The sequence below is a fragment of the Saccharopolyspora shandongensis genome, from assembly GCF_900106995.1.
Taxonomy (GTDB): domain Bacteria; phylum Actinomycetota; class Actinomycetes; order Mycobacteriales; family Pseudonocardiaceae; genus Saccharopolyspora; species Saccharopolyspora shandongensis.
In genome coordinates this window covers 1-23,733 of record NZ_FNOK01000015.1, presented here as the reverse complement: position 1 = coordinate 23,733, position 23,733 = coordinate 1, and the positions used below count along the sequence as shown (strand labels likewise).

The 23,733-nt window shown below is 70.5% G+C and carries 19 protein-coding genes; 8 read left to right on the top strand and 11 right to left on the bottom strand.

Features of this window, described 5'->3' with window-relative positions:
* Positions 1-57: 57 nt before the first annotated feature.
* The 6 genes from BLW84_RS17715 to BLW84_RS17690 form a co-directional block, all read right to left on the bottom strand.
* The gene (locus tag BLW84_RS17715) at positions 58-5,076 is read right to left on the bottom strand and encodes a tetratricopeptide repeat protein (protein WP_093266683.1); all 5,019 of its coding nucleotides are present in this window, start codon (positions 5,074-5,076) and stop codon (positions 58-60) included.
* Between the two features lie 420 nt (positions 5,077-5,496).
* Positions 5,497-6,636 (bottom strand): lysozyme, encoded by a 1,140-nt coding sequence (locus BLW84_RS17710; protein WP_245761215.1) that lies wholly within the window; start codon positions 6,634-6,636, stop codon positions 5,497-5,499.
* A gap of 400 nt (positions 6,637-7,036) precedes the next feature.
* The gene (locus BLW84_RS17705; protein ID WP_093266680.1) at positions 7,037-8,773 is read right to left on the bottom strand and encodes an alkyl sulfatase dimerization domain-containing protein; all 1,737 of its coding nucleotides are present in this window, start codon (positions 8,771-8,773) and stop codon (positions 7,037-7,039) included.
* Between the two features lie 107 nt (positions 8,774-8,880).
* Positions 8,881-10,209 (bottom strand): MFS transporter, encoded by a 1,329-nt coding sequence (locus BLW84_RS17700; RefSeq protein WP_143060987.1) that lies wholly within the window; start codon positions 10,207-10,209, stop codon positions 8,881-8,883.
* A gap of 155 nt (positions 10,210-10,364) precedes the next feature.
* On the bottom strand, positions 10,365-10,958 hold the full coding sequence (locus tag BLW84_RS17695) for a TetR/AcrR family transcriptional regulator (protein ID WP_093266677.1): 594 nt from the start codon (positions 10,956-10,958) through the stop codon (positions 10,365-10,367).
* Between the two features lie 98 nt (positions 10,959-11,056).
* Complete coding sequence (locus tag BLW84_RS17690) at positions 11,057-11,374, bottom strand: hypothetical protein (RefSeq protein ID WP_245761214.1); 318 nt, start codon at positions 11,372-11,374, stop codon at positions 11,057-11,059.
* Between the two features lie 611 nt (positions 11,375-11,985).
* Between BLW84_RS17690 and BLW84_RS49905 the strand changes: the two genes are divergently transcribed.
* The 4 genes from BLW84_RS49905 (at position 11,986) to BLW84_RS17670 (ending at position 17,965) form a co-directional block, all read left to right on the top strand.
* Positions 11,986-13,284: a hypothetical protein gene (locus BLW84_RS49905; protein ID WP_177226529.1), complete on the top strand. Its 1,299-nt coding sequence runs from the start codon at positions 11,986-11,988 to the stop codon at positions 13,282-13,284.
* A 209-nt stretch (positions 13,285-13,493) separates the two neighbouring features.
* Complete coding sequence (locus tag BLW84_RS17680; RefSeq protein ID WP_177226528.1) at positions 13,494-13,871, top strand: hypothetical protein; 378 nt, start codon at positions 13,494-13,496, stop codon at positions 13,869-13,871.
* 103 nt (positions 13,872-13,974) lie between these two features.
* Positions 13,975-15,315, top strand: a complete 1,341-nt coding sequence (locus BLW84_RS17675) for a hypothetical protein (RefSeq protein WP_093266676.1) — start codon at positions 13,975-13,977, stop codon at positions 15,313-15,315.
* A gap of 235 nt (positions 15,316-15,550) precedes the next feature.
* Positions 15,551-17,965 carry a Tex family protein gene (locus tag BLW84_RS17670; RefSeq protein WP_093266674.1) on the top strand — a complete coding sequence of 805 codons (2,415 nt, stop codon included), beginning with the start codon at positions 15,551-15,553 and terminating at the stop codon, positions 17,963-17,965.
* 75 nt (positions 17,966-18,040) lie between these two features.
* Here the strand turns inward: BLW84_RS17670 and BLW84_RS17665 are convergent, their stop codons facing one another.
* From BLW84_RS17665 to BLW84_RS17655, 3 genes are read right to left on the bottom strand one after another with little or no spacing between them, the layout of a single operon-like run.
* Positions 18,041-18,301, bottom strand: a complete 261-nt coding sequence (locus tag BLW84_RS17665; protein ID WP_093266673.1) for a DUF397 domain-containing protein — start codon at positions 18,299-18,301, stop codon at positions 18,041-18,043.
* Positions 18,302-18,336: 35 nt separating this feature from the next.
* A complete protein-coding gene (locus BLW84_RS17660; RefSeq protein ID WP_093266671.1) occupies positions 18,337-18,540 on the bottom strand; it encodes a DUF397 domain-containing protein in 204 nt (67 codons plus the stop codon).
* Positions 18,537-19,382, bottom strand: a complete 846-nt coding sequence (locus BLW84_RS17655) for a helix-turn-helix domain-containing protein (RefSeq protein ID WP_093266670.1) — start codon at positions 19,380-19,382, stop codon at positions 18,537-18,539. Before BLW84_RS17655 ends, BLW84_RS17660 begins: the two co-directional genes overlap by 4 nt.
* A gap of 401 nt (positions 19,383-19,783) precedes the next feature.
* Here BLW84_RS17655 and BLW84_RS47505 point away from each other — a divergent pair, with 401 nt between their 5' ends.
* Complete coding sequence (locus BLW84_RS47505; protein ID WP_177226527.1) at positions 19,784-20,086, top strand: hypothetical protein; 303 nt, start codon at positions 19,784-19,786, stop codon at positions 20,084-20,086.
* A gap of 164 nt (positions 20,087-20,250) precedes the next feature.
* On the opposite strand, the gene BLW84_RS17640 is transcribed toward BLW84_RS47505, so the two are convergent.
* The gene (locus BLW84_RS17640) at positions 20,251-20,994 is read right to left on the bottom strand and encodes a metallophosphoesterase (RefSeq protein WP_093266667.1); all 744 of its coding nucleotides are present in this window, start codon (positions 20,992-20,994) and stop codon (positions 20,251-20,253) included.
* Positions 20,995-21,264: 270 nt separating this feature from the next.
* Between BLW84_RS17640 and BLW84_RS17635 the strand changes: the two genes are divergently transcribed.
* Entirely contained in the window at positions 21,265-21,456 is a 192-nt protein-coding gene (locus BLW84_RS17635) for a hypothetical protein (RefSeq protein WP_093266666.1), read from the top strand.
* A 53-nt stretch (positions 21,457-21,509) separates the two neighbouring features.
* Here the strand turns inward: BLW84_RS17635 and BLW84_RS17630 are convergent, their stop codons facing one another.
* Entirely contained in the window at positions 21,510-22,079 is a 570-nt protein-coding gene (locus tag BLW84_RS17630) for a TetR/AcrR family transcriptional regulator (RefSeq protein ID WP_093266665.1), read from the bottom strand.
* Between the two features lie 91 nt (positions 22,080-22,170).
* Between BLW84_RS17630 and BLW84_RS17625 the strand changes: the two genes are divergently transcribed.
* Together BLW84_RS17625 and BLW84_RS17620 are read left to right on the top strand one after the other, a co-directional pair.
* Positions 22,171-22,602, top strand: coding sequence for a DUF4267 domain-containing protein (locus BLW84_RS17625; protein WP_093266664.1), 432 nt, complete (start codon positions 22,171-22,173; stop codon positions 22,600-22,602).
* 175 nt (positions 22,603-22,777) lie between these two features.
* Positions 22,778-23,347, top strand: a complete 570-nt coding sequence (locus BLW84_RS17620) for a hypothetical protein (RefSeq protein WP_093266662.1) — start codon at positions 22,778-22,780, stop codon at positions 23,345-23,347.
* Positions 23,348-23,733: the final 386 nt, after the last annotated feature.

The following is a 23,733-nucleotide window of genomic DNA, read 5'->3' as shown; positions in this document are numbered from 1 at the left end:
TCCCGCGCTCGTGAGCGTTTTGGTCCGCCATGGCGGACCAAAACGCTCACGAGTCCGCTACGCGCCCAGCTCGGCCAGGAGCTTCGTCGCCTGGTGCGCGAAGGACGGGTCCTCGGTGCGCACCGCCCGGTTCAGGAGTTCGCGCGCCTGCTGGACTTCCCCGCGCCGGTAGCGGATCTCACCGACCCGGTAGGCGGCCTCCGCGATGAGTTCCGGGTCTTCGGTGTTCGCCAGCGTGTACTCGTAGTGCCGGGCCGCCTCGGCGTGGTCTTCGCGCCAGTAGTGCATTTCCGCGAGGTGGGCGGCGGCGAGCGCGGCGTTGGGATGTGCCAGGTCGATCAGCGCCTGGAACCACGGCGCCGCGGCGGCGATGTCGCGGCGGCGCTTGGCGATCACCCCGAGGTTCATCGCCGCCTTCGCGGACAGCTCCGCGTCGTCGGATTCCCACGCCCGGAGGCTCCAGTCGTGGGCCTCCGCGTAATCCTCGACGTGGAAGGCCATCGACGCCAGCTCCAGCAGCGCTTCCCCGGCGTAGCGGTCCTCCGGCGCGGACTCGATCAGCCGCAGGTAGGTCTGCCGGGCCTGGTCGAGATCGCCGTCCTGGCGCAGGGATTGCGCCAGCGCGTAGGTGGCCATCGGCGAGAACCGGTCGTCGGCGCTGCCCGCCGCTTCGCGGAACGCCTCGATCGCCCCGGCCGTGTCGCCCTCCTCGCGCCGCTTGAGCCCGAGCATCGCCTTCATCGCCGGAGCCAGGACGCCGTCCTGGCTCTGCATGAGTTCCTCGGCGGCGGCCGGGTCGTCGTCCTTCAGCAGCTCGACCAGCCGGTATTTCGCGATCGCGGCGCGGTTTTCGTCGCCGGTGGCGAGCACCCGCTCGTAGGCCTGCCGCGCGCCCGCCGAATCGCCGCGCAGCTGCAGCGCCTCGCCCAGCCCCAGCACCGCCTCCGGCGCGGGATCCGGAGCTCCGATCTCCACCGCGCACCGCAGGTAGATCAGCGCGGCGTCGTGGTCCCCGGCCTCCAGGAACTCCACGCCCGTCTCGTGCGCCCACTCCGCGACGTGGGATTCGGTCACCACTTCGGCGAGCCGGCGCAGGGTGTTCGCGGCGCCGAGGTGATCGCCCGCGGCGCGCTGCCCGTCGAGCACGACGCGGACGTTGTTCAGCGCGTCCTCGGCCATGTCGTCGTCGGAGGTGTAGGACGCGGTCTTGACGAAAGCGGCTACGGCACCGGCGAGATCGTCCGATTCGTAGCGGATCAGGCCCAGCCCGAACTCGCCGCGCGCCGCGACATCGGGCTCGTCGCTGCGGCTGACCCGCTCGAACTGGATCCGCGCCGCGTCCCGGTCTCCCTGCGACAGCAGCAGTTCGCCGAGCCGTCCGCGCACGGCGTCGGAATGCCCGGGCACCCCGAGCTCGGCGGCCGCACCGAACCAGCGGATGGCCTCGGCCAGGTCTTCGGCGCGCTCGCCGAGCAGGCCCATCGCGATGATCGCCGTCTTCGGATCGGCCGAATCCGCGGCCCGGCGCAGCAGCTCTAACGCCTCGTCGCTCGTCTCGCCGAGCTGCTCGATGCGGTGGTGCAGCACGGTCCCGAACTGCTCGGGGGTTTCGGCAGCTTCCTCGGTCCGGTCCCAGATCTCGCGCGCCTCGGCGACCTCGCCGGCGACGAGGTGCAGGTGGCCGAGCAGCACGCCCGCGTCCACCGCCCAGATGCCGGAGCCCGCGGCGATCGCGTGCCGGCACGCGGATTTCGCGCCTTCCTGATCGTGCAGCCGGGTCAGCAGCTGGGCCAGCAGCACACCGGCCTTCGCGGTGGACTCCGGTTCGTCGGCGGAGCTCGCGCGGCGGTACCAGGCCAGCGCCATCGCGTGCTCCCGCTCGCCTTCGGCGAGTTCCCCGAGCGCGATCTGCGCCTTCGGCACCAGTTCGGGATGCCCGTGGTCCACGACCATCCGGAAGAACTCCCGGGCCGCCGGGGCGTCGTTGTTCGCCAGCGCCCGGCCGAAGTCCAGTCCGAGCTCGGAGCAGGTCTGCAGATCGTCGCCGAAGGCGCCGGACAGGATCGACGCCGCGGCCGCCGGGTCGGTCCAGGACGCGCACCAGTAGTCGGCGACGCGCGCCGAGCCGAAGTGCTCGCGGATCGCCGCCCGGGCGCCCTCGACGTCGCCGTCCTGGATCAGCCGGAATCCCCGCTGCTCCGCGGTTTCGACGCCCATCTGCTGGTACACGTACGGCGTGACGTCGGGATCGCCGAACTCCAGCGCCCGCTCGTAGGCGTCCTTCGCGCCCGCCTCGTCGCCGTTGTCCCGGAGCATGTTGCCCAAGTCCAGCGCGGCCTGGGCCTGCACGTCGGGCACGCCCGAGGCGATCACGCGCTCGAAGGTTTCCCGCGCGCGCTCGATTTCTCCGCGCCGGGAAAGCAGAACAGCGATGCTGGCGGTGGCGTGAGCTGCTTCGACGCGGGTGCCCACCGACTCCGCGCGGCGAAACGCCTCCATCGCGCCGTCGGTGTCGTCCCGCCCGAAGCGGAAGGCGCCCAGCTTCAGGGCGGCGTTCACGACGCTGGCGGTGTCGCCCGCGGCGACCTCGTCCAGCAGTGCATCGGCGCGGTCGAGTTCTCCCCTGTCCTGCAGCAGATCCGCCAGGCTGCACTTCGCGACCGCTGCTTCGTCGTCGTCCGTGCTCCGTGCCGCGTGCTCCCACGCCTCGATCGCGCCGTCGATGTCGCCGCTCTCGTTGCGCAGTGCGCCGAGGAAGAGCCAGCCCTGCTGGACCCGTTCCGGGTGGCCGGCCTCGACCACCAGCCGCAACGCCCAGTCGGTGAACTCGGCGACGCCCCGGCCCTGGTACCGGTGCGCCAGGTTCAGGCAGAGCTGCGTGGCCGTGTAGTGCGGCTTCTCGTCGTCGGTCAGCGCGAGGAAGCTCGCCCGCGCGGCATCCAGCTCCAGCCGGATGGCGTGCATGCCGAAGGCCGCGACCGGCGCGGCGGCGGAGGTGGAGTCGGCCGCCTTGGTGAACAGCTCCAGCGCCGACTCCAGGTCGTCGGCCTCGACGAGCTCCTCGCCGAGCAGGAACGCCGCCCGCGGGCCGAACTCGGGGTGGCCGCCGGCCGCGGTGCGGCGGTAGAGGTCCAGCAGCTCGTCGTGCCGGTCCCAGGTGCGGTACAACAGTGCGAGCTTCCCGAACACCTCGCCCAGCACGATGGGGTGCCCGGTGGCCGCCGCGGTCTCGAACGCCGCGATGGTGCCTTCGAGATCTCCCTGGTCCAGCAGCAGATCGCCGAGCTCGGACGCCGCCCACGGCCGCAGCGCGGGATGTCCTTCGCCGACGACCCGGTGCAGCATCCGCAGCCCGTCCTCCAGCCGCTGCTCCCGCATCAGCCAGCGGGCCAGCAGGTGACCGGCCTTCGTCCAGACCAGCCGGTTCGGCGATTCGGCGAGCCCGGTGAGCATCTCCACCGCTCTCGGCACATCGGTGGTCATCACGTGCTCGGCCTTGATCACCGCCGCCAGGTCGCGGGCTTCCGGCTCCGCGCCGACGATGAGCGCGTCGATCGTGCTGCCGTCGCCGTGCTCGAACTTCAGAAGTGCTTGCAGCACCGGCTGCGCGGCCGGTTCGTCGAGCAGCGCGTGGCGGAACGCGCCGTCCTGCGCCAGCGATCCCTCGTCGGAAGTCGCGGCCCAGCGCAGCGCCCGCCGGGCCCGGTCGGGCTCGCCCGCGGTCGCCTCCACCAGGCCGAGCGAGTTGGCCGCCATCACCGACCAGATGCGCACGTCCATCTCGATGACCTGCTGGTACGCGGCTCGCGCGGCGGCGACGTCGCCCGCCGCAGCCGCCTCTCGGGCGTGCTGCGCGAGTTGCTTGGCGTCGCCGCCTTCCGGGGCTTCCTGCGCGTCGATCACGTCCATCATGGACAGTGCCAGCTCGGCCTGGTGCGCGACGTGCGGGTCCTCGGCGTCGGCGGCCTTCCGGAACGCCTCGGCGGCGGCCGCCTGGTCGCCGTGCTCGTAGAGCAGGACGCCCATGTTGTACGCGGCGAGCGGCCCCTTCTCCGGATGCCCGGAATCGGCCACCTTGCCGAACGTCTCGACGGCGCCGGCGATGTCGCCCTCGTCGCGCTGCAGCTCGGCGAGCACGCCGAGCGCCTCGGTCGAGTAGCGCGGGTGGCGGGTGTTGATCACCCGCTGGTAGGTCTCGCGGGCCTGGTCGGCCCGGCCGAGTTCGCGGTGCACCATGCCCAGGTGGATCAGCGCGTGCAGCCGCACGTCGGGGCGCGGGTCGTCGGCGGCCTGCCGGAACGCGTCGGCCGCACCGGGCAGGTCGGCCACGTCCTCCAGCACGCCGCCGAGCAGCACGTAGCCCCAGCCGAGGTGCTCGGGATGGCGGTAGGCGATCATCCGCTCGGCCATCCGGCGCGCCGTCGCGGAGTCATCGACGTGCAGCGCGTACAGCTTCGCCGCGCCCAGCGATCCGTACTTCGGGTGCCCGCTGTCCAGCAGCCGCAGCAGGATCGGCTCGGCGTCGTGGTCCCGGCCCTGGTCCAGCAGCCGGCACGCCTGCTCGTAGGCGACCTGGAGGTACTCGTCGGCGGACCGCTCGCCGGGGCCCGGCAGGTCCAGCCCCTGAGCGAGCTCGACCACGGCGGGATCGCCGCAGTTCAGGGCGCTGTCGCGGGCCTCGCGCGCGCCTTCGGTGTCGCCGAGCATGTGCAGCACCTGCGCCAGCAGGGCGTTGGCGCGCCCAGCCGCGTCCGGGTCGGCGCCGTCGGCGGCGAAGTGCAGCACCGCCTGGGCGGCGGTCAGGTCGTCGGCGTCGAAGAGCAGCAGACCCAGCGAGATCGCGGCCGTCTGGGCGTAGATCGGGTGCCCGGAGTCCAGCGCCCGCTGGTACATCGCGCGGGCCCCGGCGGCGTCGTCGCGCTCATCGAGCAGGCCGCCGAGCAGGCACGCCGCGTGCACGGCGCCGTCGAAGTCGCCGTCGCCGAGCACGGTTCGCAGTTCGTGCTCGGCAGCGGCTCGATCACCGCTGATCCACAGCTGCCGAGCCCGGGTGACCCGCTGTTCCCAGAGTGACATGCCGTGCCTCCGATCAGGTGATCATCGATCGCGGCGAGGATATCGGTCCGGCCCCCGGGGCTTCGGGCGAATCCCCTCCATCCGGGGCACGACGAAGATCACCCATCGCGGTAGCAACCCGAGGCCGGGCTCATGCGTCCCACTACGCCGCACTTCCGTCCAAACAGGACTCGGGGCGCCGGCCGCCCGAAGCGAACGGCCCGTTCACCCCGATAGACGAGACAAACGGTCCGTTCACCTCAACCGCCCAACACCAGCACGCACGACCGGCGACGAGCGAACGGCCCGTTCACCTCAATAGGCGAGACGAACAGGCCGTTCACTCGAGGCCACGTCGCCGTGCCGGGCGCGCGAAAAGGAGCGGGCCGCCCGCTTGCGCGGACGGCCCGCTCCCGTCGAAACTCCGGCGAACGCCGGGGGTCAGCGTGCCAGCTGCTTGAGCCGCTCGAAGCCCTGCTGGTACTGGTTCAGGTCGGTGTTGCCGCCGATGCCGGCGACGCTGCCCTTGTCGGTGTACTGCCAGAAGTCCCAGTCGGAGAAGCCGCCGGGAACGGCCGGGCTGTCCACTTCGTAGGAGGCCAGCCACAGCGGGTGGCCGTCGAAGGTGTCGGTGCCGCCCATGCACTGCCGCCAGAACGACGGGTTGGCGTAGATGATCGGCTCCTTGCCGGTGCGCTCCTTGACCTTGTCGTTGAAGGTCTTGGTCCACAGGTGCATGTCGGAGACGGACAGGCCGTAGCAGCCGCCGGAGTTCGGGTCCACTTCCAGGTCCAGCACGGGCGGCAGGGTCTTGCCGTCGGACTGGTAGTCGGCGGTGTTCAGGAACCGCTCGGCCTGCACCTCGGCCGAAGAGGAGCCCGGCCGCGCGAAGTGGTAGGCGCCCGCGATCAGGCCGGCATCCTTGGCGCCGTGGTACTGCTCGCTGTAGCGCGGGTTGGTGAAGCTGGTGCCGTCGGTGGCCAGCACGAAGGTGAACTTCTTGCCGTCGGCCGCGACCTGGCGCCAGTCGATGTCGCCGTTGTGGTTGGACACGTCGATGCCCTCGACCGGCGGGCCCAGCGGGGCCTCCGGGGCCGGCTGCGCCTGCGGGGCGGGCTGTGCCTGCGGGGCGGGCTGCGCCTGCGGGGCGGGCTGTGCCTGCGGGGCGGGCGCGGCCTGGGGAGCCTGGGCGGCCTGCTCGGGAGCGATCTGCGCCTGCGGCTGCTGGATCGGGGCTTCCATCGCGGCTTCGTGGACCTCGGCCTGGGTCGGGCCGGAGGTCGCGCTGCCGATCACGAGGCCCACCACGCCGACCGCGGCGACGGCGGCGCCCACCTGCATGGACCGGGTCCGCGGCGCCCGCCGGACGGACTCGGGGAGCTTCTCGACGTGCGGCGCAACCCTCTCCCGGAGACGCCGCACCACGGGTGCTTCCTGAATTCGCTGCAGCAGCGGTGCGAGCCACTGCAGGACGCGCTGGATCAGCGGGGCGAGCCACTCGCCGACGCGGTGCGCCGCCGGCCGCACGCGATCCACTGCCGTGCGCAGGGCCTGGTCGGCACGCAGCGCAGCGGAACGCAACCCGCGGTCAGTCGCCTCGTTCGGGGTGGAGGCGTGATCGTTGTTTTCGGGGGATCTTGGTTGGTCGGAGGATTCGGGGTTCACGAGTCACCACACTCCAGCACGGAGCGTGTGCATGCATCGCGGTTTGTACGTGCCCGAGTACCTAGATTAACCCCATCAGGCTACGTCCGATGCTTGATCCGTCACGATTTGTGACCGCGCAGCGTTGAGCGGCGGCAGCTTAGCGGCTCAGCTCACAAGCCCCGCGCCTCGGGGTCGACAACGCGAGGGACAGCCGTTGCAGGTGGGGATGCCGGTGGCCTTGTGGCCACGGCACCGGTGCTCGGAGCTACGTTCGTGCGCGTTTTGGGCCGTCAGAGCGACCCAGAACACTCACGACGCCGTGGCCAGCCGTGCGCTAGACCCGGTACAGGCTCCGCGACACGTAGCTCGACGCCTGCTTCGCGCGCAGCTCGCACAGCTCCGCCTTCAGCTCGCGGGCCTCGACGATCTCCGGCTCGTCCCCTGGCGCCAGCGCGAGCAGGTCGATCACGTGCAGCGCCTGCTGCACCTCCCCCGCGTCGCGCAGCTCGCGGGCCCGGGCCAGCACCGCCGCCTGGTCCGCGATCGCGCCCGCGACGGCCGCCGCGGCGACGTCGGGGTGGGACGGGTGCAGGTTGGTCGGGTTGAAGTCCCACCAACCGGTCTCGGCGCGCACGATGTCGCAGACCACGAAGTCGCGGTGCCCGTAGGTCTCGGCCATCCACGGCTCGTCGAACAGCTCCGCCGGGTAGTCGAGGTCGTGCAGGATCTCGCCGACGACCATGCCCTTGTTCAGCCGCGCCACCACTTCGGCGCGCAGCCAGCGCAGGGCCCGCGCGGTCCCGGTGAGCATCTCCCTGACCTGCTCGCGCCGCGGCTTGCCCCACTCCGGCACCACCACGGCGGGGTCCAGCGCGGCGAACCGGTCGAGGGTGTCGGCCCAGCGCACGGGGTCGCGGAGGGTGCGCAGCGGCGTGCCGATGTTCGGGAGGGATTCGATCACCGCCGCGCTGCCGTAGAGGATGCGTTCCTGCGGCAGCCACACCGCCGTCACGTCGTCGGTCTCCGACGGCGCCCAGAGGAGCTGCACCACGCGGCCGGTGGTGCCGAGCGTCAGCGACTCGGCGTAGGTCTGGTCCGGGAACGTCTGCGGGGGCACCGCCGGGAAGGCCGCCTTGGCGCGGCGGAACTGCATCGAGTTGAGGTGGGCCTGCAGGCCGCCCGTCTCGGCGTACCGGCGGTAGCGGCGGACCACGTTCTCGTGCGCGATGATCGTCGGCCGCGGGTCGCCGCGGCGTTCGGCGTCGGCGAGGAACCCCGGCACGCCGTAGTTGTAGCCCATGTGCCCGTGGCTGTAGACGATCCAGCGGATCGGGGCGTCGGTGTGCTGCCGCAGGTCGGCGAGCGCGTCCGGCACTAGGTCGGGGCTCGGCCCGGTGTCGACCACCAGCAGCCCCTGCTCGGTTTCGACGATGAAGCTGTTGCCCTGCAATCCCAGCTGGTAGATCCCCGGGGCGACGACCTGGGTCGGCCGGCGCTTGTCGAGCGGGTTGTGTTCGGCGGTGTCGGTCTTGCTTCCTCCGATACGACGATGAGCGAGTCGACGGCGACGGGCGCGCCGTCGGCCGTCAGCAGCAGCGGGTTGATGTCGAGTTCGGCGAGCGCCGGTACCCCCACGACGAGCTCGCCGAGCCGGGCCGGCACCGCAGCGAACTCCACTGTGGACAGCTGCGGGGCGCGTCGGCGAGGGCTCGCGCGATCGCCCCGGGACGCGCGAGCCGCCGGGCCCGATCAGCAGTGCGGGCCCGTAGGGCGGATCGCGCACCGCCCCGACGGCGATCTCGCCCTGGTGCGCGAGCTGCGGCTGGATCACCGCGCGTGCCCCGGTGAGTTCCAGTTCTCCTGCCCTGGCAAGCAGTTCCGCGCAGGTCTCGACGACGTCCGCCGCCGCAACGCCCAGCTTGACCAGGCCGAGGCGAGCGCGGTGCGGCGCATCCGGCGAGTCGATCTTCACGACATACCGATCGGCGGGCGGTAGGTCCTCGCCCGCGACGGCGGTGTCGACGTAGCGCACGCCGATCGCCTTGGGGAAGAGCAACGACTCCAGCGGCATGCTGCCTCCTCGCGAACTCAGCGCTCCGGCTCGTGCGTGCTTCCTTGCTCGGCAGAGGTCGTCTTGGCGCGGTGGCGATTTCGCGCGAAGTCGCCGCGCAGAACCGCTCACGGGCGGTCGGCTCCGGCCGGTAGCAGGCCGAGGCGGCGGGCGTCGCGCTCGGGGTTCACGACCAGCGCCGCGAGCAGCCCGCCGACGATCATCAGCCCGGCGCACAGGCCGAACGCGGTCTGGAATCCCGCCCCGCCCGAACCGGCGGCCTGGACGAGCGCGCCGGTCACGGCAGGCGCGAACACCCCGGCCAAGGTCACCAGCGCCGTCTTCGACGCGATCACCGCCCCGCGCTTGCGGACCGGCGCGATCTGCGCGGCGGTCAGATAGCCCAGCGGGAACGCCACGCTCGGCAGCCCGAACGCCAGCGTCATCAGCACCAAAGCGGCGGCGCCGCCGGCGTGCGGCAGGATCAGCATGCAGCCGCCCGCGAAGGCGACGGTCAGCCCGGCGACGACACCGCGGGCCACCCGGCCGGTGGCACCGCGCCGCATCCAGCGCCCGGAGAGCCACGGGACGACCAGGATCGCCAGCGCGTTCAGCACGTTCGGGATCACCACGACGACGCCGATCTGGTGCGGCTCGTACCCGAGCGCCTTCTCCAGGTACATCGGCAGCCAGGCGGTGTTCATCGCCAGCGCCCAGTACGCGCCGACGCCGGCCAGCAGGCCGCCGAGGAAGGTCCCGTTGAAGAACAGCTTCCGGTACGGCACGTCCGGCTCGCCGCCCGCCTGCACGACGCCGTGCTGCCCGGCGTCGTAGGTGGTCAGCGGCCCTTCGCGGCCGATGAACGCCCACAGCACCACCCACACCACGCCGGCCAGCGCCAACGCGACGAACGCCGCGCGCCAGCCGTGGTTGGTGATCAGGTAGACCAGCGTCGGCGCCGCGATGACCAGGCCCAGCGCGCCGCCCATCTGCGTCAGCGCCGTCGGCACCGACCGGCGGTCCTCCGGGAACCACTTCTGCACGGCGTGCACGACCATCGGCGCGGTCGGTCCTTCGGCCGCGCCGAGCGCGATCCGGCTGAGGTACAGGGTCGATGCGCTGGCCGCGAGCAGCAGCGGCACCGAGGTCAGCGACCACAGCACCGCCAGGGTGCCCAGGATCCAGGTGGTCTTGACCCGGTTCGACAGGAATCCGACCAGCACCGCGGACACGCTGAACAACAGGTAGAAGCTGCTGGCCACGGCGCCGTACTCGGCGGCGCTGAGCCCGAGCTCCCGCATGATCGGCCCGGCCGCGAGCCCGAGCACCGCCTTGTCGCCGAAGTTGATCACCATCAGGGCGACGACCATCGCCACGACCAGCCAGGCCCGCACGCTCCCGGGCTGCGTCTGACTCGTGCCACTGCCGGCCAACTCGGTGGTCTGGGGAACAGCCAATCGACTCGCCTCCTCGCGGCGGCGGCCTCAACGGCGAGGCCGCACCGACCCACAGAGGGAAGCGCGTGTTTAACGTTTCGTCAATCCTGCGGAGCCAGATTTCTCCCCAGCAGCAACCTCTTTCACGAACCAATCGAACATCCTGAACAGGTAGTTCAGGGCTTCTCGGGGCCTAGCCGCTCGGCGAGCGCGAACATCCGCTCGTCCAGTTCGCGCACGCCGAGGCCGAACTCCTTGGCCAGCTGCGTGCGTGCCATCGGGTACCCCAGCGACAGCGAAACCATCATCGCGTGCAGCGCCACCGGATCGATCTCCGGATCCAGGGCGCCCTCGGCCTGGTCCTGCTTCAACCGCTGCTGGGTGCGCGGCAGGTCGGGCATCAACCGCAGCGTCGAGTCGCCGTCCAGTACCAGCAGCGCGACCAGCCGGTACATCGACACGTACCGGATGCAGCCGCGCAGCGCGTGCTTCATCCGGTCGCCGAAACCCAGCGGCTCGTCCTGCATCCGCACGCTCATGATCCGCTGCCGCACGTTGTGCCGCAGCGCCGCGCGCAGCAGGTCGCGCCGCGAGCCGAAGTAGTGGTACACCAGCGCCCGGTTCACGCCGGCGTGATCGGCGACCTCGCGCAGGTTGAGCCCCTTGAGCACGCCGTCCCGGGCCAGCAGTTCCAGCGCCGCTCGTTCCAGGGAGCGCGCGGTCTGCTCGCTGTCCATCGATGGGCCGCCCGGTGTCCGCGACTTAGCCATCCGCGTACCGTACTCAAACCGGATCACCGCACGGGATCAGGCGGCAAGCGGCGGGCCCGCGAGAACTGCGCGGACCCGCCGATGCAGCCGGGGGCTGATCACCACCACACGTTGCCGCCACCCATGCCGCCGATGCCGCCACCGCCCCAGCCGTTGCCGCCGATGCCGGGACCGCCGGGACCACCCGGACCGCCGATGCCGCCGGCACCGTTGTCGGGTGCGCCGTCGCCGCCATCGCCGCCATCGCCGCCGCCGGTACCGCCACCGGTACCGCCGCCATCGCCGCCATCGCCGCCGTTGATCACGATGGGTCCGCCGGTGGGCGCGAACGCGGACATGACCGTGCGCGCGGGCAGGAACTCCACGCGCTGCTCTCCGAGCTCCTCCGAGCTCAACACTTCATCTTTGTCGAACACCTGACCCTCCTCGGTTCGGAAAGGGCTCGGAATCCAGTGGAGATCGATGCCCGAACAAGGTCCAACCCCCCAGATCCCCGTTCCAATGCCCCAGATTAGTCGGCATCAGCACGGAGGGTATGGGCAGCCACAATGCCCCGCAGCCCGAAAACCTCCGCCAGCCCGGACAACCATGCCGTAAAACCCCGACCAATATCCATGAACATACCCAACCACCTGCACCAACACCGGCTGCGATCTCCGGGCAATATCAAATGGAAGCGAGTCGAGATCCTTTTCATCGGACAATGCCGCCGCACTCCCGTTTGCCGCCTTCCGCCGAAATCAAAATCCGAAAACACCGCGTCGCGTAATATCCGGCGGCCGATCTCGTCGGGCGAAATCCGGTTGCACAAACCCGCCGGAACGAAATTGTTCGCATTCCGCGCGAAGCGAAGATCACCGCTCGCACCAAGATCAGATATGCGCGCGCCGAACCACCGACGGCACGAGAACGGATCTCGCGCAACTCGAAATCACCCTTTCGAATTCAGCGAGTCAGTAGTTCTTTCACCCCGAACTCTGCGACCGTTTGACCCAGCCATGATCACACCCGGTTAGGAGTTGCGTCGATGAGTAACCGTCCACGTCGGGCCGTTCCCGCCGAGGTTCCGAGCGCCTTCAAGCCCGGAACGCGATGGCCGCTGCCCGGCGCCGCCGTGCTCGCCGCGGCGTTCAGCCTCATCGCGGTCCAGCCGGCCGACGCCGCCGCCCCCTCCTGCACCCGGGCCGACAACGGTTCCGGGGTGAACATCTTCTGCAGCCGAGGAATCCCGGCCGGGATGACGGTCGACGGCACCGAGGGCAACGACCGGATCGTGCTCACCGGGGCACTGGTGGGCACCATCAACGCCGGCGGTGGCGACGACACGATCATCATCACCGGCCGCCGCGGCGGCAACGGCGGCAAGGGCGGCAACGGCTACCTCGGCGAGGCCCGCAGCGATCGCGACATCGACGGCTCCGACGGCGGCAAGAACGGCGGCGGCAACGGCGGGGACGCAGGCCAGAACGGCGCCGACGCGAGGACCAGCGCGCGAGCGGGCGGCAGCGCAGGCACGGGCGGTCCCGGCGGCGCCGGCGGTCCTGCCGTGGCGGAGACCGGCGTGATCAACGCCGGGCAGGGCGACGACACGATCACCATCACCGGCGGCAACGGCGGCAACGGTGGTGAAGGCGGCAACGGCGGCCCAGGCAGCACCAACCCGGCCGACGCGCGCGGTGGCGCGGGTGGCAACGGCGGCCAAGGCGGCATCGGCAACCTCGGCCGCATCAACCCCGGCGAGGGCAGCAACACGATCACCATCACCGGCGGGAACAACGGCGACGGCGGCACCGGCGGCCGCGGCGGGCCCGGCACCGCGGAGACGCGCAGCGGCAACGGCGGTGTCGGAGGCAACGGCGGCGGTGGCGCCTTTGACGCCAACGGACCTGGCGGTGTCGGCAACGGTCCCACCGGCACGATCGTCAGCACCGGCGACGACGACATCACCGTGCAGGGCGGCAAGGGTGGCCGGGGCGGTGTCGGCGGCAAGGGCGGCGACGGCCAGCCGAGCGCCACCAGCTCCCGCGAGGGCGTCGACGTTGAGGGCGACGGTGGGGCCGGCGGAATCGGCGGCAGCGGCGGAGTCGCCAACGTCGGCAACATCATGTCCGAGAACGGTGGCCGGTCCGCGGTCCACGTCGTTGAAGGCCCCGGCGGTGACGGCGGCAGCGGTGGCGATGGCGGCGACGGCAGCGGCATGGGCAGCACGTCCGGGCTGCAAGGCCAGGGCGGCCTCAACGCCATCGCGGGCACCGGCGGAACGGGCGGCACCGGCGGGGCCGGCGGCCACATCGGCACCGAAGAGGCGGCCCGCCGGGACTCCTGATGAGCGCCCCGAGCCGACAGCGGCGAATCAGATCACCGCCCGCCCCGACGAGCTGCGCGCACCCGTGGGAGTGAATCAAAGTGCAGCGGACGTCCGGTGCTCCTAGGTTCTGGCCCGTGCGCCGGGATCGTGCCGCAGCGGCGCTCCAGCGGGGCGACCGAACTCCGGTTTTCCCCTGTGAATCCCCTCGAATTGCGAAGGAGCACCAGATGCCACAGACCACTCGGTCTCTGAGCGCTACCGAACTGGACGACCAGCGCGTCGAGTTCCTGCCGGCGCGCACGGTCATGTCGACGTTCTGGCTCCCCTGGAGCGGCACCGACGTCCTGGCCCCGTACGACCCGCCCACGCACACCCAAACGGTGACCGGCGACGCCAACGTCATCACCACCGGTGACATCCACGGCGGCAACGGCGGCACCGGCGGCGGCAACGGTGGCGGCCAGGGCGGCGGCAACGGCGGTGCCGGCGGCGCAGGTGGCCTCGGCGGCGACGGCGGTGACGGCGGCAACGGCGGTAACGGCATCGGCGGCAACGGCATCGGCGGCAACGGCATGGGCGGCAACGGCGGCGGCAACGTGGGCTGACGCCGCGGATCGTTCGACAGCACCACCACCGGCGGGCGCGACCTCCCCCACCAGCGAGGATGTCGCGCCCGTCGGCCACGTTCGGACCTGATCAGGAGTCGCAATGGCCGCCCCGCACCAGGCCGGGTCGCACCCGGCGGACGAGGACGTCGCGCACCTGCCGGTGCCCGCGCTCGTGGCAGGCACCGAGCTGATCGGCCGCTACCAGGGCTCCGGGCATCGCGAAGCGCCGTACCTGGTGCGCCGCCGCGACGGGCAGATACTCCAGCTCTCGCACCTGCTGTACCTGGCGGCGGCGGGGCTCGACGGGCGCCGCAGCTTCGCGGAACTCGCCGCGCGCCTCAGCGGCGAGTCGGCGCGCACCCTCACCGCCGGGCAGGCGTTCTTCCTCGTCGAGAACCGGTTGCGGCCCGCCGGGATCGTGGCCGTGTCGGAGTCCGGTGCGCCGCCGGAGAAGGTCCCGAAGAGCCGGGATCGGTTGCTGGCGCTGAAGTTCCGCGTCGCGCTGGTGCCGGAGCACACCGTGGCGGTCATCGCCCGGATCTTCCGGCCGCTGTTCTGGCCGCCGGTGGTGATCGCCGTCCTCGCGGCCTTCGTCTTCGCCGATGTCTGGCTGGCCGTCAACGGCGGCGCCGAGCAGGTCGTCGCGGGCGCGAAGGAGCTGCTGAATCGGCCGGAGCAGATGCTGCTGGTGCTGGGCGTGCTGATCGTCTCCGGGATGTTCCACGAGTGCGGCCACGTCGCCGCCTGCCGCTACGGCGGCGCGCGGCCGGGCGCGATGGGCGTGGGCATCTACCTGGTGTGGCCCGCGATGTACAGCACGGTCACCGATTCCTACCGGCTCAGCCGCGGCGGCCGGCTGCGCACGGATCTCGGCGGCATCTACTTCAACGTGATCGCGATGCTCGTCATGATCGCCGCCTACGCGCCGACCGGTTCGGCGTGGCTGCTGGCCGCGTTCCTGGCGTGGCAGGCGACCACCTTCTGGCAGCTCCTGCCGTCGGTCCGCTTCGACGGCTACTACATCCTGAGCGACCTGGTGGGCGTGCCCGACCTGTTCGACCGGATGGGGCCGGTCCTGCGCAGCCTGCTCCCGGGCCGTCGCCCGCATCCCCGCGTGCAGGAGCTCAAGCCGTGGGTCCGCCGGGTGATCACGGTGTGGGTCGTGCTGGTGATCCCGTTCATGGCGTACTGGATCATCGCCTTCCTGCTCCTCGCGCCGCACGTGCTGCCCACCGTGTGGCAAGCGCTGGCCCTGCAGTGGGACGCCGTGGGCGCCTCGCTTCAGACGGGCGACGCCGCCGCGGCGGCGGTCGGCGTGCTCCGGCTCGCGCTGCTGGTGCTGCCGTGGGCGGGCCTCGCGCTGGTGCTGACCAACCTGACCCGCCAGCTGGTGCGTGCCCTCCGCAGGCGACGGGCCCGCCGCGCGCTCGAATCGCGGTAGGTCCCGGCGCCGGAGGACGCCGTTTTCGCGCGAAAACGGCGTTTCCCCTGAGGCGAGGCGCCGTTTTCGCGCGAAAACGCCACCATCACCCAGACGTGTACCCCGGGTGATCGCGCGGTCTCGGTGAGCGACGTTCCGACACGCCGACGCGAGTGCCGACGTTGCGCGCGGACGGTGTCCGGCAGAATGCTCGGTCGGATCTGGCGAAGACCGCAGAGAAGGCGGAATCAGCAACGTGACGACTGTTCATCAGAAGATCGCCGAGGAGCTCGGCGTCCGCGAGCGCCAGGTGCAGTCCGCCGTCGACTTGCTCGACGGCGGGGCGACTGTGCCGTTCATCGCGCGCTACCGAAAGGAAGCGACCGGCGCCCTCGACGACGCCCAGCTGCGCACGCTCGAAGAGCGGTTGCGCTACCTGCGCGAGCTCGAAGAGCGGCGCGCGACGGTGCTGGAATCGATCCGCTCGCAGGGCAAGCTGACCGACGAGCTGGAAGCGCAGGTCAACGCGGCGGACTCGAAGGCGCGGCTGGAGGACATCTACCTGCCGTACAAACCCAAGCGCCGCACGAAGGCCCAGATCGCCATCGAGGCGGGCCTGGAACCGCTGGCGGACCGGCTGCTGTCGGACCCGAGCCACGACCCGCAGGAGACCGCGGCAGGTTTCGTGGACGCCGAGAAGGGCGTCGCCGACGCCCAGGCCGCGCTGGACGGCGCGCGCTCGATCCTGGTCGAGCGGTTCTCCGAGGACGCCGACCTGATCGGCGAGCTGCGCGAACAGGTCTGGACGCGCGGCCGGATGGTCTCCAAGGTGCGCGAGGGCAAGGAGGAGGACGGCGCGAAGTTCGCCGACTACTTCGAGTTCTCCGAGGGCTTCGCGGACCTGCCGTCGCACCGCATCCTGGCGCTGTTCCGCGGCGAGAACGAGGAAGCCCTGGAGCTGGCGCTGGAGCCGGACGACGGCGCGGAGCAGGTGGGCCCGACCGACTACGAGATGCGGATCGCGCAGCAGTTCGGCATCTCCGCGCAGGGCCGCCCGGCCGACAAGTGGCTGTCCGATGTGGTCCGCTGGGCGTGGCGCACCCGCGTCCTGACGCGGCTGAGCGTGGACCTGCGGCTGCGGCTGCGGCAGAACGCCGAGGACGAGGCGGTCCGGGTGTTCGCGGCGAACCTGCGCGACCTGCTGCTGGCCGCACCGGCCGGTTCGCGCGCCACCATGGGCCTGGACCCGGGCTTCCGGACCGGTGTGAAGGTCGCGATCGTCGACGGCACCGGCAAGGTCGTCGCGACCGACACGATCTACCCGCACCAGCCGCAGCGGCAGTGGGACCAGGCGCTGGCGAAGCTGGCGACGTTGGCCAAGGCGCACAACGTGGACCTGATCGCGATCGGCAACGGCACGGCGTCGCGCGAGACGGACAAGCTGGCGGCCGACCTGATCAGCCAGAACCCGGACCTGAAGCTCACCAAGATCTCGGTGTCGGAGGCGGGCGCGTCGGTGTACTCGGCGTCGGCCTACGCGTCGCGGGAGCTGCCGGAGCTGGACGTGTCGCTGCGCGGCGCGGTGTCGATCGCCCGGCGCCTGCAGGACCCGCTGGCGGAGCTGGTGAAGATCGACCCGAAGTCGATCGGCGTCGGCCAGTACCAGCACGACATCTCGGAGACGAAGCTGTCGCGTTCGCTGGACGCGGTGGTCGAGGACTGCGTGAACGCGGTCGGCGTGGACGTGAACACGGCGTCGGCGCCGCTGCTGACCCGCGTGTCGGGCATCAGCGAGGGCCTGGCGGACAACATCGTCCACCACCGCGACACCAACGGCCCGTTCCGGACCCGCAAGGCGCTCAAGGACGTGGCGCGGCTGGGGCCGAAGGCGTTCGAGCAGTGCGCGGGCTTCCTGCGGATCCCGGACGGCGACGACCCGCTGGACTCCTCGGCGGTGCACCCGGAGGCATACCCGGTGGTGCACCGGATCCTGGGCAGCACCGGCGGTGAGATGACCGGGCTGATCGGCAACGCGAAGCTGCTGAAGTCGTTGCGGCCGCAGGACTTCGTGGACGACAGCTTCGGCCTGCCGACGGTCACGGACATCCTGGCGGAGCTGGACAAGCCGGGCCGCGACCCGCGGCCGGAGTTCAAGACGGCGACGTTCGCGGACGGCGTGGAGAAGATCGCCGACCTGAAGCCGGGCATGACGCTGGAGGGCGTGGTCACGAACGTGGCGGCGTTCGGCGCGTTCGTGGACGTGGGAGTGCACCAGGACGGCCTGGTGCACGTGTCGGCGATGTCGAAGAACTTCGTCAACGACCCGCACGACGTGGTGAAGTCGGGCGACATCGTGCGCGTGAAGGTCCTGGACGTGGACATCCCGCGCAAGCGGATCTCGCTGACGCTGCGCCTGGACGACGAGCCGGGCGCCGGCGGCCGCCAGGACCGCGACTCCGGCCGGGGCCAGGGCAGCGGACGCGGCCAGGGCGGCGGCGGCCGCAACGGCGGCGGTCGTGGTCAGAGCGGCGGCGGCCGCGGCGGTCAGGGCCGAGGCGGTCAGGGCCAAGGCGGTCAGGGCGGTCAGGGACGCGGCGGACGCGGTCAGCGCAACGACGCCCCGTCCGGATCGATGGCCGACGCCCTCCGCAAGGCGGGCTTCGGCAAGTAGGGATCTCTGCTGGACAGGGCTCGTGAGTGTTTTGGAGTGCTGCAGCGCTCCAAAACACTCACGAGCCCCAAGCGCTCAGCGCTGGAACCGCCCGGCCTTGACGGCGGTGACGAATAACCGCCACTGCTGACCGGTCGTCGTGAAGTACCCGGCATCCCGGTCCTTCGAGTCCCGAACCGCCGCACCAACGGCGGTCGGCGCGACCTCGATGCAGGTCTCGTGCTGGGTAGATCGGCTGGACTTCCGCCAGCTTCCTTCAATGCGCCCGACCTCGACACACGCGCTTACCTGGTGGGAGCGAGAAGACTTTCGCCAGCCCGTGGGGGTCCTGTTCATGCGGTTACCTCCTCCAACTCACGAGCCAAATGCGCTCAGCGCTGGAACCGCCCGGCCTTGACGGCGGCGACGAATAACCGCCACTGCTGACCGGTCGTCGTGAAGTACCCGGCATCCCGGTCCTTCGAGTCCCGAACCGCCGCACCAACGGCGGCGCGCCCGACCTCGACGCAGTTGTCGGTGTTTGCACTGCGGCTGGACTTGCGCCAGTTGCTCGTGCTGTCGTGCCGTGAGTTCACTTCGTCATCTCCATCCTCGTCAGCGCTTCCGTGATGAGCTCCGAGGACTCCGTCGAGCTCATCGCCTCCTCTGCAACCTTATCCACGGCATGTTCGTAGGCTGCTACTTCGCCTGGTTCGTGCAGGAACAGTGCAGAGATGCGATTCTCCAGCTGCACAACAGGAGTCCGGTCTTCGAAACGATCCAGGGAGAACGGCCCTTCCAAGCCGGGGTGCCAACCGCTGCTCATCGGGATCACTCGCAGGTCGACGTTCTCCATGTCGCTGTACTTCAACAGCGCGCGGAGTTGCTCCGCCATGACGGCCGCGCCGCCGATGAGTTGATGCAGGACCGATTCTCCGATGAAGGCGCGGAGCTCAGCCGCATCCTTCCGGATGATTGCCTCTCGTCGGCCGAGCCGCACAGCTACCCGCATGTCAACTTCGTCATTGGGTACCTCTGCCGCAATCATGATCGTCCGCGCGTAGTCGGCGGTCTGCAGCAGTCCTGGCACCAGCAACGGCGAGACAGTCGTGATGTGCGTGGCTTCGCGTTCGATCTCGAGAAGCGCTGCCAGCTGGCGATGCTGATCTGGCATCCCGACGGACAGCCAATGGGATCCGTCCGGGTCTCGCGCCAGTTCGACGAGCTCCGCACGAAGCTCGGCGGACGCATCGACCTTGGCCAGGTATGCCGCAACATCTTCCGGTTTCGGAGAACGCGCTCCGTTCTCCCAACGGGAGACGGTCGCGTGCGAGGTACCGAGCTGCGCTGCGAGTTGTCGCAGCCCCAAGCCCGCCTCTTCACGCGCTCGACGTAGTTCAGCACCAAGCGCTCGCGCTTTCGGGGTGGTACCAGCCATGCACCACAGCCTAACGGTGCATTACCGCAGGTGAAGATCCCTCGAAAGGTTAATTGCGGATCACCCGGTTCCTCTTGTCCAATTTGGTTCAGAACCACTGGTACCAACGGAACCGTTGATGGGCGGGGGTCGTGGATGTATCCGTTTCATTGGGTGCCTGCTGCTGGGCAGTGGCATGCGAGCTTGGCCGAAAGGCCTTGTGGCTGCTCGTATCCGACCGGGACGCAGGTGCTGACGCTGTGCCTTCAGCAGCTTTCCGCCGATGACAGCGAGCCGGCCTGGTTCTGGGACACCTGCTCCGAGTGCAACCGCGAGGCTCGGCGGCTCGCCGGTATCGGTCCTTGAGCGCGAAAACCGCAGTCCTGGAAGAAGTCGGTCACCTGCTTGGGAAAGGAATCGCGATGCACCCGTTCTGGACCGCCCTGTCCTGCCTCGGCTCGGTGCTGCTCGGCATGTCCCTGATGTACACCTACCGCAGGCGCCTTCCCCAGCACGCAGGAGCGGGCGAAGGCGCGACGAACGTCTGGCAGCTCATCGACCACGTGGAAGCCGAAGCGAAGCGGAACGCCGCCCCGACCGGCAGGCATCACCTGCGGGAGCCTCGGGAGCCCACCGATCATTCCACTCTGGACACGGTACCGATCCACGAGCCATCGTCGTTCGAGCTCCACCACCGGGTTCTGGAAGCCCTGCAACGCCTCTGACCACCTGGCCCGGCTCGATGCCACCTCCCCCGACCCCGAGGCATCGAGCCGACGCGGCCGGGCGGCGCACCGCCCCCTCCCCCGGCGCCGCCCGGCCGCACCCCACTCGGAATCCACAGTGGATGCTGCGATCCGGTATTACTAGCCGTTGGTCATCGTCGCGGTCAGGGCACGACGCGGAAGTGGGTGGTCAGGCGCGCATCGTCGGCCAGCACGTGGAAGGCGATGCCGGGAGGTGCGTCGCGATCGTCCGGGCGGTCGCCTTCCCAAGCCATGCGCAGGTTCCAGTTGACCGCCGGCCCGACGTGCAGCGGCCGCCCGGCGAAGGTCGAGGCGGCCGCGGTGTGGGCATGCCCGGCCAGCACGGCGGCGACCTGCGGGTGCGCTTCGAGCACGGCCGCCAGTTCTTCCGGCCGTTCCAGCAGGATTCCGTCGATGAACGGGTGGCGGAGCCCGACCGGCGGGTGGTGGAACGCGATCAGCGCCCGGACATCGGGCGGCAGTTCGTCGAGCGCGGTGCCGATCCAGTCGAGCGTCTGCGCGTCGAGCCGCCCCTCGTCGCGGCCCGGGATCGTGGAGTCGCACATCAGGATCGCGGTTCCGGCGACGTGGTGGACCTGGTTGACGGGCTCGCCGCCGGAGTCCCCGCCGAGCAGCACCTTCCGGAACTCCGGGCGCGCGTCGTGGTTGCCCGGGCACATGAGCACCGGGAACGGAGCGGCCAGAATCCGCGCCGCCTCCTCGTATTCGGCCTCCTCGCCGTGATCGGCGATGTCCCCGGTCACCAGCAGCGCATCCACCGGGCGGGGCAAGGCCCGGAGGTGGTCCATCACGCGGGTGGCGCGCTGCGCCGCCCACTGGCTGCCATCCAGGTGCAGATCGCTGATCTGAGCGAGCAGAACGGTCATCACTCCTCCAAGACGTGAGCTTCAAGCGCAGAACTTCCCAATTTTAGGCAAAATCGGAAACCACTCGGCGCTACTCGACCGCCCCTGAGCACGTGTCCAGCCGGAACGGGCGCTGGGCGAGCCATTCGCACCGCGCCGCGGTCTCGCGCAGCGACAACGTTCCGACCCGTTCCGCCGCCGCGAGCTTCGCGGGCCGGTCGGTCGGCAGCCCGCAGCCGGACCCACTGCCGCGCGTTGAGGATCAGCACCCGGGGGCCTGGGAGGTCCGTGATGACCAGGGGCGGCGACGACGTCCACCGCCGACAGGTCGAGGCGGGTCAGCGACGGCAAGGTGCGCAGCACGTCGATGTCGATCGGGTCGGTGGTCCCGGTCAGTTTCAGGTCCCAGCGCAGCGGATTCCCGGCCAGGCCGGTGAGGTCGATGCGCTCGGCCTCGATCGCCGCGCGATCCGATGGCGGTGATCAGCACTCGCACCGGCCCAGTACGTCCAACCGGCGGCAGGCACGTCCGGCTGCTAGGCGAACTGGTCGATCAGCATGTCGAGACGCGCCTTCTGGTGGCTGGCGCGGAGCCGTTCGCCGCGGGTCAGGATGGCCTGGCCGTGCAAGGCGCTCCAGAAAACCTCGGCGAGGGTTTCCAGATCGCGGTCGCCGGCCAGCGGTTCGAGCACCGCGGTGAGCTCGCCGAACGCCTCCCGAAGCGCGGCGGGCGAATCCTCGGTGCCGAACGGGATGTCGATGGGCCGCACGAACATCGCCTCGTAGAGCGCGGGCCGATCCCGGGCGAAGGTCAGGTAGGCGTCGGCCAGCGCGCGCAGCGTCGCCTTGGGGGCACGGCGGCCTTGGCGAGCCCGGCGGAATTCGGTGGTGATTTCGACGATGCCCTCGATGGCGACGGCGGCGATGATCGCGTCCTTGCCGTTGAAGTGGCTGTACAGGACCGGCTGGCTGTACTCGACGCGCTCCGCCAGCCGCCGCGTCGTAACGGCCTCCCAGCCCTCCGCCTCGGCGAGCTCGCGCGCCGACTCGATGATCAGCCGGTGCCGTTCGGCCCGCTCCCGTTCCTTGCGCTCCCTCACGGACATGACCGAATTCTAGCATCGCTAGACAATCAAGCAGAGCTACTGCTAGCGTCGCTAGAGAACAGATCGTCGATAGAAAATTCAGGAGCCAGCCATGACGCTGCGACGCTTCAACACCGGCCTGATGATCGCGCTCGCCCTCTTCGTGGTCTCTTTCGGAACGAGGTTCGTGATCGACCCGAACGGAGCGGCGGAGGGCTTCGGCTTCCCCAGCTGGCCGCAGGGCGACGCGGCGGGCTACCTCATCATCAAGGGAGTGCGCGACCTGGCCTGCGCGCTGACCATCTTCATCCTGTTGGCGCTGCGCCAACGACGAGCCCTGGGCTGGGTTGCACTGGCGGACGCAATGATCGCGTTCGGCGACGCGATCGCGGTCCTCACCCATGGCGGCGCCCCGGCGACGGCCTTCGGCGTCCACGCGGCGACGGGAGTGGTCGTGGTCGTGGCGGGAATCCTCCTGCTCTGCGAACGACCGCTGCCCACCACCACGACGACGGCACCTGCCCACCAGGTCGCGGCGGCGTAGCGATCAGCGCACTCGCGCCGGTCGCCCCGGAGTGAACGGCCTGTTCGCCTCGATAGACGAGGCAAACAGGCCGTTCACTTCACCTCGCGAACGCACGAGTGCCGTTCCACGACCCGCCGGGGCCGCGATCCACTAGCGTGCGGGCGGAGATCGCGAACGATGCGGAGGCCGAACTTTGGAAGCGCGGATCGCGCTGAAGAACGAGACCAGCCGGGCCGACGTCAGCGCCTTCGCGTGGCATCGGAATTGGGACATCGAAGGCCCCGGCCGAGAGGGCGACGAGCCCTTCCGGCAGGTGTGGTCGACCTTGCCGGACATGCGGACGGTGGTCACCTACCTCGAAGATCCCTTCGTCGACCTGCGCTACCTCGCCGTCCACGGCCCGGATGCCGAGGCGACGTGCGCGGCGATCCACCGGGGGCTGCAGACCTGGCACCTCGACGAGGCGCTGGACTTCCTCGCCAGCGCCGGCGACCGGGACGAGAAGGTCCACGGGGTCTACGTCACCGCCGTGACGGCTCCGCCCGGCGAGGAGGACGAACGGATCCTGGCCGCATTCCGGGCCGTTTCGGGCGACGACGAGGTGGATGCCCGGCACGCCCTGCTGATCGGCATCGCATACCTCGGCCACTGGGGCTCGCTACGGGCATTGGCGACGGAGCTGCACCGGGACGACGACACTGCGAGCGCCCGCCGCGATGCCGGGTTCCTCCTGGAAGGGCTCGATCTGCCCGAATATTCGTAGCCAGCAGACCTGGTGCCAGGCAGGGCACGGATCGACGTGCGACCCGTGCGCCGCCTGGCACACCCCCAGGCCCCGCCCCCCGTTACCTTTTTCGTAGCTCCTGATCTAGGAGTTGTGGTCGCCAGGTCCGGCATGACTGACGCCCCCAGTCGTAGGCATGATCCGGGGGGTGGTGTCACCGGGCCTGGTGGCATCGACCGACCGCTGATAGGGACACGGCCGCCTGCTGGGCAGGTCTCGTCGTAACGTGGGTGCCGGCGCTCGATGCTCGACCGGCGACCACCCGAGACAAACGAACGGCACGGTGGATGAGCAGCGATTTCGGTGTGTTCCTCGGCCTGGACGTAGGGAAAGGCGAGCATCACGCAGTGGGCGTGGCTCCGGAC